This is a genomic window from Inquilinus limosus, from assembly GCF_002195995.1.
GTDB lineage: Bacteria > Pseudomonadota > Alphaproteobacteria > DSM-16000 > Inquilinaceae > Inquilinus > Inquilinus limosus_C.
Genome location: NZ_NHON01000042.1, coordinates 40,058 through 50,939, shown reverse-complemented (window position 1 = coordinate 50,939; position 10,882 = coordinate 40,058). Strand labels below are relative to the sequence as shown.

Genomic DNA, 10,882 nt, shown 5'->3' with positions numbered 1-10,882 from the left:
GGCCTGTTCCGTCGGGTGACCGGCCTGCTGCGGGAGGAGGAGCAGCCGCAGCCCGAGGCGCATCACGAGCCGACGCTGCGCCAGGAGCCGGCGCCGCGCGCCGCTGCCGAGCCGGCGCGGGCCCCGGAGGCGCCGCGCCCGGTGGCGCAGCAGCGCCTGGCGATCGATGCCGGCCGCGCGCCGCTGCCGCGCAGCGACGAGGACGCGCTCGACATCCCGGCCTTCCTCCGCCGCCAGGCGAACTGAGGCCGGACCTGCCGCTTCCGCCACCGGCCGCACGCTCCCCTCGCGGCCGGTGGGAATTTTCATGTGCCTCGGCCGCCCGCTCACTGCGGGCGGCTTTTTCTATGCTGTGGTCGCGGTCAGAGCGCCGGCACGCAGCAGTCCGTTACGGGACAGTCACCTCTGGAGTGGACCCCATTGGCGAGACATGGAAATAGGGACAGTTCTCTGAGAAGGAGAACCGATGTCCAAGCGGGAGAGCCAGACCTTCAGCCGGGACTTTCGAGCGAGGCCCGCTGCTTCTTGTCCCGTGTCTTGTTGGGATCTTCGATCGCCTCAACCGACTGGATGTATTGGGCAATATACTCCGGCGGCAGACCATGTTCATTGCCGCCTGCAAGGACAAAGTCCTTGTACCAGCCATAGGGTCTGAGGCTGTCGTCGATGTAGTCGGGGGCGGCGAGATATGTAAGGACCTTCCTCCGGCGACCTTTGTCATTGATGACCGTGACCATCACGTGCTCGTAGCCACTGCCAACGCCTTCGGCCTCATCTAGCTTGGCACGCTCGGCAGGATCGAAGCTGAACAGGACTCCGATCACGGTATTGTCGTTGCCACTGGCAAAAGCGTTGCACTTCCCGGACTTGTCCATGCCGCGCTTATGGAAGCGAAGCGCATAACCGGGCAAAGTAGCAATGCCGAGCGGCTTGCAACTCGGCATGCGCTTGCGCAGCCGGACGGTCGACATGTTGGACCCGTAGGCAAAATAGACGACGGGCTCTGGTGGCCCGGTCTCTATTTTCTTCAGGGGCTCGATCGGCGGATCGCCCGGCTTAAGGATCCTGCGCAGCGGTACTGTCATGATGCCGTGCTCGTCGGATTCCTCGCCTTCGCGCGTGATGATGGGCTGGCCATTCTCGATGTCGAGGACTGGAACGGGCCTGCCGGTCCATCCGCAGTCGGCGCAGCACGGTCGTTCCCAAAGTACGCTGGGTGCCGCGGTATTTTCGCCCTGTTCGGGTTCGAGATGCGGTGAGCCGCAGTTTGGGCATTCCTCGGGCACGCCGCGCAACTCGCGAAGGATCAGTGAGGACGCCATGCCGCTGGCGTGCTGGGTCAACGAGTGCGCCATATCGGCATCAATCCAGGTGGCCGACTTTGAGTGCGTCAGCCAGTTGGAAAACGTCCATGCGGACTCAAGCGCGCCCTTGAGAGCGCCGCGACGCTCCTTGTTGGTATCGCCCGGCAGAAGATTGTTGCAGATGACTTCCGTCCACGCGCGGAAGTTCGCACGTTGTGGCGGTGTCTCGGTCCACATTGCCGCGTCCTGCACGACGCTGATCAACTCGAGTAGCACCTCACGGCAGCGGACGCCGACGGCCTGATAGTCCGTGAGGTTATGTGACTGTGTCACGGCGATGCCGGCTTCTTCCATCTTATCGAAGACGGGACCGAACGGGAGGATGCGTAGATCGTCTTGCTGTTGTTCTTCTGTGCGCGGGATACGGAGGATCAGGCCAATATGGAAGGTTAGAGCAAGGTCCATATTTGGGAATTGCTCCTGAGAGTAGAGATTTGTGCCACCCGTGATCACCCACCAGCGATCCTTGTTGGTGTGGATATCCCATACATCGTGGCCGGTGTTCAGGATGGCCTCCGAGTAGACCTTTTGCATGAAGGTTACTTCGAGATCGGGTGCCTGCCATTCAAAGTATTCCCGGACTTTCTCGATTTCCTCTTCGGTAGCTTTCAACATGATCGGCTCCCGCGATGGGCTCATCGCACCGCGCTGAAGGGGCTTGTGAAAGCCTGAACAATAGACCGATGTCGCTGAGCTTCCAAAATCCGGTACGGCAACGCGAGATGTTCGCTTTTGGGGACAAACCGGCCGCGCCGTCCAGCCAAAGCCGCGTACACCCGTGCACTGCCCCGCCATCGCTGGCGCCCCCCGTCACACCCACTTCATCGAGCTGTCATAGCTGCCCCGCCGCAGCCCCTCGACGGCATAGCGCAGGGCGTCGACCACGTGGTTGTCGCGGTCCTCGACCTCCGACCGGGTCGCGCCGGTCTTCGGGTCGGTGCGATAGCTGTAGACGGCCAGCTCTTCGATCAGGTGCCGGCAGCGCGGGTGCACCAGGATGTCGTGCGCCTTCAGGAACTCGATTCCGTCCTCCACCGACCCCGCCCCCTTGGTCGACCCCTTGATGCCGCCGAAGCCGTGGCGCTGCATGTAGCTGATCGTCTCCGGCCGGGCGCTGTCGGCGATGATCTGGCCCTGCCGCGACCCCGGCACGGTGTCGAACAGCGCCGGCGTGCGGTCGATCTCGCAGCCCACGGCATGGGCTGCGTGGTCGACGAACAGCGTCCGATCCTGCACGAAGCAGCGCACCAGCACCGTCGGGTCCTGGGCGAAGCCCCAATCGGCGCCGAACAGGAACTGGGCGCCGGCCGGCGTCTCGAACGCCTCCACCTTCCAGTTCCTGAACACCCGGGCCTCGCTGTGGGTGCGATAGCCGCCGAGCCAGACATGCTGGTGCTTGTCGGCGTCGCGCTGCCGGTCCCACTCCATCTCCGCCCGCAGCACCGCCGGGAAATGCGGGTTGTCGGAATGTTTCACCGCCACCAGCACGGTGTCGGGCGGCGGCGGCCCGCCGCGGAACAGCGCGTCGACCGGGTCGGTCGCCCGGGTCGGATTCCATGAGAACCACAGCTCCGACCCCGGCTTGCGGAGGGTGGGGCGCAGCAGGTCGAGGCTGCGGATCGACAGCGCCTGCGCCTCCTCCACCCAGGCGACGTCGTAGCCCTCCAGCGACTTGATCGACTCCGCCGTATGGTTCTGCATGCCCTGGAAGATGATCCGCCCGCCGCCGGGCGCCAGGATGCGATCGGCCTGCACCCGGAAGTGGCTGCCCACGCCCAGCGCCTGGATCTTGTCCTCGAGCAGCCGCTTGACCGACTGGTCGAGCGAGCGCTGCACCTCGCGGATGCACACCGCCCGCACCGGCGCCGCCTCGATGCAGCGCCGCACCAGCAGCTCGGCGAAGACATGCGACTTGCCGGAGCCGCGGCCGCCATAGGCGCCCTTGTAGCGCGACCGCTCCAGCAGCGGCCGGAACGCGGGCGCCAGGTCGGGCCGGGGCAGGGTGGCCGCCGATTCGTCCAGGTTGCGGAACTCCCGATATGCCTGTTCCAGCTGTAGCAGGGCGGCTGCGGCGCGGCCGGTGGCGGCGCCCGGGGACAGCCGGGCCTCGGTCGCGCCGGTCAGCCGGCGCATCGGCTCCGGCAGGGGCTCTCCCCGTCGCCGCCGCCTGGCCGTTGTCTCGAAGCACAGGATCAGGGTTTCGGGCCGCTTCGGCATCTCGTGGGCCCGTCTCCTGCCGTTGCCGTGATCGAAGCGGGCGAAGAGGACCGCCGCCCCGGCGTCGCTGTGAAGCTGCCCGGCGATATCGCTCCAGCCCAGTCTGCTCCCCGTCACATTCCTCCGCATCCCGGCCTCGCATGAAAATGCCCGCCGCGGCGGGGCCGGGCGGGCATGACTCTTCGACACTGCCGGAATTGTGCGGCGTGACGCGGCATCGCGTCAAGAACAAAGAGGGAACATTGAATCGGACGATCCGGCCGGCGGCGCCGCCTCTCCCGGCATCGGGTGGAGCCTGTTAACACATCGTGGCCTTGTATTAATCTGCGATCTTGTTCATGCTATGTTCCATGGACAAGGCGGAGACCGATTCGAGTTCGGAGGCCCCATCCGCTCCGGCGGAAGCGGGGGCGTCGGATCTGCACGTGCTGGCGGAACTGGTCGAGATCCAGATGTCGATCGCCCGGGCGACGCAGCAGGAGGCGCTGCAGGCGCCGCAGCCCGGGGTCGACTATTGCTGGCGCATCGCCACCGTCGCGCGCTCGGTGCGGCTGACCCTGCTGATCAAGGACAAGCTGTCGCAACAAGTCGTCGAGCGTCGCAAGGCTGCGGCGAAGCGCGAGGCGGCGCAGGAGGACTTTCACGATCTGCGGGTGAAGCTGGCGATGCTGGCGGCCGCTTCCGAGGTGTCGAAGGACAATGAGGAGATCGCTCGCCGCGTCGCCGAGATGCGCGAGCGGCTGGAGCGGCCGGAGGTGGTGGAGCTGATCGAAGCCAGCCGGGCCCCGGTCGCGGTGGCGGCCTTGTGCCGGCGGTGGGGCTTCCCGGTGCGGGTGGAGCGCTGGCTCGAAATGGCCGACGAGGCCATGGAGCAACTGGGCTTCCTGCCGGACGAGGATGACGAGGACGATCCGCCTGCGCCCCGCTCGGCCACCGGCCGCAAACCGCCGGCCCCGGACACGGGGTAAGGGCGCGGTTCTTCGGTGAGGTGCCTTTGATTAAGAGAACCGAGTGTTTTGCCTCTCCCGTTTACGGGAGAGGTCGGAGGCGCTTGCGCCTCCGGGTGAGGGGGTTTTGTCGAGGCCTGAGCCCGCCCTCACCCGGTCTCGCTGCGCGAGCCCGACCTCTCCCGCCAGGCGGGAGAGGCAATCGGACATCGCCCGTGTGAATGCCGTAGCACGAGGCTGGAGGCGCTTGCTCCGTCCGGTCGCAATTCGAACACCGGCACGTAACAGTCCGAAACAAAGTGTGATTTTTTCTGGCGTGCCTGCCGGTCTAGGGTGCCTTCGTCCCGAAAGGGGCGCTCGATCAGCACTTTGCGCTGCGAAGTGCATGTTAAGCGAAGCGAAGGATACCCCCCATCGTGGCTCACCTCTCGGCGGAATCGGGTGCGGCAACGCAGAAGACGCTGAAGACCGCGATCAAGTGCACCGGCGTCGGCCTGCATGGTGGCCAGGACGTGACCATGGTGCTGCGCCCCGGTGAGATCAACACCGGCATCGTCTTCGTGCGCACCGACGCCCCCCAGGGCCGGCGCAGCATCACCGCGCGCTGGGACAAGGTCACGGACACGCGTCTGTGCACCGTCATCAGCAACGCCCAGGGCGTCGCGGTCGGCACCATCGAGCATCTGATGGCTGCGCTGCGCGGCTGCGGCGTCGACAACGCCGTGGTCGAGCTGAACGGCCCGGAAGTGCCGATCATGGACGGCAGCGCCGCCCCCTTCGTGTTCCTGATCGAATGCGCCGGGCTGGTCAGCCAGCCGGCGCTGCGCCGCAGCATCCGCGTGCTGCGCCCGGTCGAGGTCACGGCCGAGGACCGCTGGGCCCGGCTGACGCCGTCGGCCAGCACCACCTTCAGCTTCGAGATCGACTTCGCGAGCCGCGCCATCGCGCATCAGGAAGGCCTGATCCGGCTGGCGAACGGCAACTTCAAGACCGAGATCGCCCGCGCCCGCACCTTCGGCTTCGCCCAGGAGGTGGAGGCGCTGCGCCGCCACGGCCTCGCGCGCGGCGGGTCGCTGGAGAACGCGATCGTGGTCAATGGCGACCGGGTGATGAACGCCGAGGGCCTGCGCTACGAGGACGAGTTCGTGCGCCACAAGATCCTCGACTCGATCGGCGACCTGTACCTCGCCGGCGCCCCGATCCTCGGTCATTTCCATGGCTACAAGGCCGGCCACGCGCTGAACAACCAGCTGCTGCGGGCCCTGTTCGCCGACGACACCGCCTGGTGCTACGACACCAGCTTCGGCGCCGAGACCGCGGCTGAGCCCTGGGCCCGGCCCGCGGCCGCTGCCGCTTCGCTGCCCACCGCCAACGCGGCCTGATCCCGTTCCGCTTGCCGCCGCCGCCCTTCCCCGATTCTCGCGGAAGGGCGGCGTGCGTCCGTCTGCGGGAAGGCGTCTCGCCATTCGCGTTCGGGGTGGGTATATAGGGGCCCGGACAGAACCGAAGGCGATGATCGAGTGAACAAGCGTCTGCAGTTTCGCCACCTGGCGCGGGTCGGGCTCGTCCTGCCGGCCGTTCTTCTCGCCGCCTGCGGCGGTTCCTCCTCCGACAAGGACAAGCCCGCAGCGGACCAGCCGCCGGAGGCGCTCTATTCCCAGGCGCAGCAGGCGTTCGACGACAACGACTTCAAGACCGCCTCGTCCCGGTTCGACGAGGTCGAGCGGCAGCACCCCTATTCGAGCTGGGCGACCAAGGCCCAGCTGATGTCGGCCTATGCCAGCTACAAGCGCGGCGACTATGACGGCGCGACCGTGGCGCTGGACCGCTTCATCAGCCTGCATCCGGGCAGCGAGGAGCTGGCCTACGCCTATTACCTCAAGGCGCTCTGCTATTACGACCGGATCTCGGACGTCGAGCGCGACCAGCGCATCACCCAGCTGGCGACCAACGCGCTGAACGACGTCATCACCCGCTTCCCGAACAGCGACTACGCCCGCGACGCCAAGCTGAAGCTGGACCTGACCTACGACCAGCTCGCCGGCAAGGACATGTCGATCGGCCGTTTCTACCTGAAGCGGGGCGAGTACAACGCCGCGATCAACCGGTTCCGCAGCGTGATCAAGAACTGGCAGACCACCAGCCAGGTGCCGGAGGCGCTGGAGCGCCTGGTCGAGGCCTATGTCGCGCTCGGCCTGAAGGAGGAGGCGCGGCACGTGGCGGCTGTGCTGGGCCACAACTATCCGGGTGACCCCTGGTACCAGGACGCCTATGTGACGCTGACCGGGGCCGGCATCCGGCCGCCCGATGACGAGAAGGGCTTCTTCGACCGCACCCTCGAGTCGCTCTTCTGATCCCATGCTGGCCGGACTTTCGATCAGGAATGTCGTTCTGATCGAACAGCTCTCGCTCGGCTTTGCCGAAGGCCTGTCGGCGCTGACCGGTGAGACCGGCGCCGGCAAGTCGATCCTGCTCGACGCGCTCGGCCTCGCCCTCGGCGGCCGCAGCGAGTCCGGGCTGGTGCGGCATGGGGCGGACGCCGCGACCGTCAGCGCCGAGTTCCTGCTGCCCGACGATCATCCGGTGAAGCGGCTTCTCGCCGACCAGGATCTGCCGGTCGACGACGCGCTGGTGCTGCGCCGCAGCGTCGGCGCCGACGGCCGCAGCCGCGCCTTCGTCAACGACCAGCCGGTGTCGATCGGCCTGCTGCGCCAGATCGGCGCCGGGCTGGTCGAGGTGCATGGCCAGTTCGACACCCAGGGGCTGCTCGATCCCCGCACCCATCGCGAGGTGCTGGATGCCTATGCCGGCGCCGGGGCGCTCGCCGCCGCCAGCGCCAAGGCCTGGGAGGCCTGGCGCGGCGCCTTGCGGCGGCAGGAGGACGCCCTGGCCGAGGCCGAGCGGGCCCAGGCCGAGGAAGGCTTCCTGCGCCATTCGGTCGAGGAGATGGAGGCGCTGGCGCCGGAGTCGGGCGAGGAGGCGCAGCTGGCCGAGCGCCGGGCCCTGCTGCAGCACCGCGAGAAGGTGATGGAGGGCGTCACCGCCGCGCTCTCGGAGCTGTCCGGCGACCGCGGCGCCGAGCGGTCGCTGGTGGCGGCGCAGCGCGCGCTGCAGCGCATCGCCGACCGCGCCGCCGGCCGCCTGGACCCGGTGCTGGAGCAGCTGGGCCGCGCTCTGGACGAGGCGGCGGAGGCCGCGGCCGCGATCGAGCGCTTCTCCACCGACATCGATCTCGACGCCGGCGAGCTGGAACGGCTCGAGGACCGGCTCTACGCGCTGCGCTCCCTGGCCCGCAAGCACGGGGTGGAGACCGAGGCGCTGCCCGATCTGCGCCGCCAGTTCGCCGAGCGGCTGGCCCTGGTCGAGGACCGGGCGGCCGTCCTGGCGCACCTGGCCGCGGCCGCGGCCGAGAGCCGCGCCGCCTATGTCCAGGCCGGCGAGGCGCTGTCCAAGGCCCGGCGGAAGGCCGCGTCGAAGCTGGATGCGGGGGTGAAGGCCGAGCTGCCGCCCCTGAAGATGGAGCGGGCCCGCTTCGTCACCGAGGTCGAGCGGCTGGCGGAGGCGGAGTGGGGTCCGGCCGGGCTCGACCGCGTCACCTTCCTGGTCGCGGCCAATCCCGGCAGCCCGCCCGGTCCGATCGGCAAGATCGCCTCGGGCGGCGAGCTGGCCCGCTTCATGCTGGCGATCAAGGTGGTGCTGGTGCATCAGCGCGGCACGCCTGGCACCCTGCCGTCGATGATCTTCGACGAGGTCGATGCCGGCATCGGCGGCGCCGTGGCCGATGCGGTGGGCGAGCGGCTGAAGCGTCTCGGCCACCAGGTGCAGGTGCTGGTGGTGACCCACAGCCCGCAGGTGGCGGCCCGCGCCGACCACCACTGGCAGGTGCGCAAATCCGATCGCGCCGGCGGCGTCGTCACCCAGGTGGCGCCTCTGACGGCCGAGGAGCGGCGCGAGGAGATCGCCCGGATGCTGTCCGGCGCGAAGATCACGGCGGAGGCGCGCGCCGCGGCCGACAGCCTGCTGGCCGCCCGTTCGTAACCCGGTCGAACGGATCTCGCGTGACCGGGGCTGCAGCCATTAGGATTTCCGGATGAGTCGGCGGGCGGGAACGGCGCTGCGGCGCGCCCGGGCCGTGTGAGGGAGGCGGTGATGAGCGACCAGGATCTGCGCGGCCGGCCGGTGGACGCGCTGACGCCCGAGGAGGCGGCGACGGAGCTGGAGGCGCTGGCGAAGGAGATCGCCGGCCACGACATCGCCTATCATCAGCACGACGCGCCGACGGTTTCGGACGCGGAATACGACGCGCTGCGCCGGCGCAATGCCGAGCTGGAAACGCTGTACCCCGAGCTGATCCGGCCGGACAGCCCTTCGGCCAAGGTCGGCGCGGCGCCGGCAGGGGGCTTCAGGAAGATCCGCCACGCCATCCCGATGCTGTCGCTCGGCAACGCCTTCACGCCGGAGGATGTGCACGACTTCCTCAGCTCGGTCCGGTCCTTCATCAAGGAACTGCGCGACGATCCGGAGCGGCCGGTGGCGATCATGGCCGAGCCGAAGATCGACGGCCTGTCCTGCTCGCTGCGCTACGAGAAGGGCCGCTTCGTCCAGGCCGCGACCCGCGGCGACGGCAGCGAGGGCGAGGACGTCACCGCCAACGTCAAGACCATCAAGGACGTGCCGCAGCGCCTCAACGGCGACGCGCCGGATATCCTGGAGATCCGCGGCGAGGTCTATATGGACCGCAGCGATTTCGCGGCGCTGAATGCCCGCCGGGCCGAGGCGGGGGAGCCGATCTTCGCCAATCCGCGCAACTCCGCTGCCGGCAGCCTGCGCCAGCTCGACCCGTCGATCACCGCGTCGCGGCCGTTGCGCTTCTTCGGCTACACCTGGGGCGAGGTGTCGGAGCCGCTGGGCAAGACCATCGTCGACATCCGCAAGCGCTTTTCCGGCTGGGGTTTCCGGCTGAACGAGCCGTCGCGGCTGTGCCACAGCGCCGAGGAGCTGCTGGCCTATTACGACGAGATCGGAGCGATGCGGTCCAGCCTGCCCTTCGACATCGACGGCGTGGTCTACAAGGTCGACCGGCTGGACTGGCAGGAGCGGCTGGGCTTCGTCAGCCGGGCGCCGCGCTGGGCCACGGCGCACAAGTTCAAGGCCGAGCAGGCGCAGACGGTGCTGAAGGCGATCGACATCCAGGTCGGCCGCACCGGGTCGCTGACCCCGGTGGCGCGGCTGGAGCCGATCACCGTCGGCGGCGTCGTCGTCTCCAACGCCACGCTGCACAATGAGGACGAGATCAAGCGCAAGGACGTGCGGATCGGCGACACCGTGGTGGTGCAGCGCGCCGGCGACGTCATCCCGCAGATCGTCCAGGTGATCCTGGAGCGCCGCCCGGAAGGGACGGTCGAATACGTCTTCCCCGACCATTGCCCGGAATGCGGCAGCCTGGCGGTGCGGGAGGAGGGCGGGGCGATCCGCCGCTGCACCGGCGGCCTGATCTGCCCGGCCCAGGCGGTGGAGCGGCTGCGCCACTTCGTGTCGCGCAACGCCTTCGATATCGAGGGGCTGGGCGACAAGCACATCCGCGCCTTCCACGCCGATGGGCTGATCCGGACCCCCGGCGACATCTTCCGGCTGGAGGAGAAGGACAAGGCCAGCCTCACCCCGCTGCGCAACCGCGAGGGCTGGGGGCCGAAAAGCGCGCAGAAGCTGTTCGAGGCGATCGAGACCCGCCGGACCATCCCGCTGGACCGTGCCATCTACGCTCTCGGCATCCGCCAGGTGGGCGAGGCGACGGCCAAGCTGCTGGCCCGGCACTATGGCAGCTTCGCCGCCTGGCGGGCGGGCATGGAGGCGGCGCAGGACCGAGACAGCGAGGCCTGGCGCGACCTGACGGCGATCGACCAGATCGGCCCGTCGGTGGCCGACGACCTGCTGGCCTTCTTCGCCGAGGAGCACAACCGCACGGTGCTGGACGACCTGGCGGCGCAGCTGACGGTGCAGGATTTCGTGCGGTCGCGCGCCACCTCCAGCGCCGTGGCCGGCAAGACCGTGGTGTTCACCGGCACGCTGGAGACGATGACCCGGCCGGAGGCGAAGGCGCGGGCGGAAGCGCTCGGCGCCAAGGTCGCCGGCTCGGTCTCCGGCAAGACCGACTATCTGGTGGTCGGCGCCGATGCCGGATCCAAGGCCGCCAAGGCGCGTGAGCTCGGCGTCACCACCCTGACCGAGCCGGAATGGATCGAGCTGATCGGCGGGGCGGGGGCCTGACCGGCCCGGCACCCGGCGCGGCCGCGGGGAACGGAAAAGGGCCCGGAGGATGATCCCCGGGCCCTGCGAGTTTCCGATGTCCCCTAG

General features: G+C 68.6%; 7 protein-coding genes and 1 pseudogene. 6 read left to right on the top strand and 2 right to left on the bottom strand.

Annotation, left to right across the window (positions count from 1 at the left end):
- Positions 1-246: pseudogene (locus BWR60_RS37165) on the top strand (cell division protein FtsZ); the annotation flags it as partial.
- 245 nt (positions 247-491) lie between these two features.
- Here the strand turns inward: BWR60_RS37165 and BWR60_RS21100 are convergent.
- A complete protein-coding gene (locus BWR60_RS21100; protein WP_088152986.1) occupies positions 492-1,979 on the bottom strand; it encodes a gamma-glutamylcyclotransferase family protein in 1,488 nt (495 codons plus the stop codon).
- A gap of 195 nt (positions 1,980-2,174) precedes the next feature.
- The gene (locus BWR60_RS21095; protein ID WP_144445685.1) at positions 2,175-3,698 is read right to left on the bottom strand and encodes a PBSX family phage terminase large subunit; all 1,524 of its coding nucleotides are present in this window, start codon (positions 3,696-3,698) and stop codon (positions 2,175-2,177) included.
- Positions 3,699-4,006: 308 nt separating this feature from the next.
- Here BWR60_RS21095 and BWR60_RS21090 point away from each other — a divergent pair, with 308 nt between their 5' ends.
- From BWR60_RS21090 to ligA, 5 genes are all read left to right on the top strand, one after another.
- Positions 4,007-4,549, top strand: coding sequence for a hypothetical protein (locus tag BWR60_RS21090; protein ID WP_088152984.1), 543 nt, complete (start codon positions 4,007-4,009; stop codon positions 4,547-4,549).
- Between the two features lie 395 nt (positions 4,550-4,944).
- Positions 4,945-5,910: a UDP-3-O-acyl-N-acetylglucosamine deacetylase gene (gene lpxC / locus BWR60_RS21085; protein ID WP_088152983.1), complete on the top strand. Its 966-nt coding sequence runs from the start codon at positions 4,945-4,947 to the stop codon at positions 5,908-5,910.
- Between the two features lie 138 nt (positions 5,911-6,048).
- A complete protein-coding gene (locus BWR60_RS21080; protein WP_230983129.1) occupies positions 6,049-6,882 on the top strand; it encodes an outer membrane protein assembly factor BamD in 834 nt (277 codons plus the stop codon).
- 4 nt (positions 6,883-6,886) lie between these two features.
- Positions 6,887-8,566, top strand: coding sequence for a DNA repair protein RecN (gene recN / locus BWR60_RS21075; RefSeq protein ID WP_088152982.1), 1,680 nt, complete (start codon positions 6,887-6,889; stop codon positions 8,564-8,566).
- A 111-nt stretch (positions 8,567-8,677) separates the two neighbouring features.
- The gene (gene ligA / locus BWR60_RS21070) at positions 8,678-10,795 is read left to right on the top strand and encodes an NAD-dependent DNA ligase LigA (protein WP_088152981.1); all 2,118 of its coding nucleotides are present in this window, start codon (positions 8,678-8,680) and stop codon (positions 10,793-10,795) included.
- Positions 10,796-10,882 lie beyond the last annotated feature (87 nt).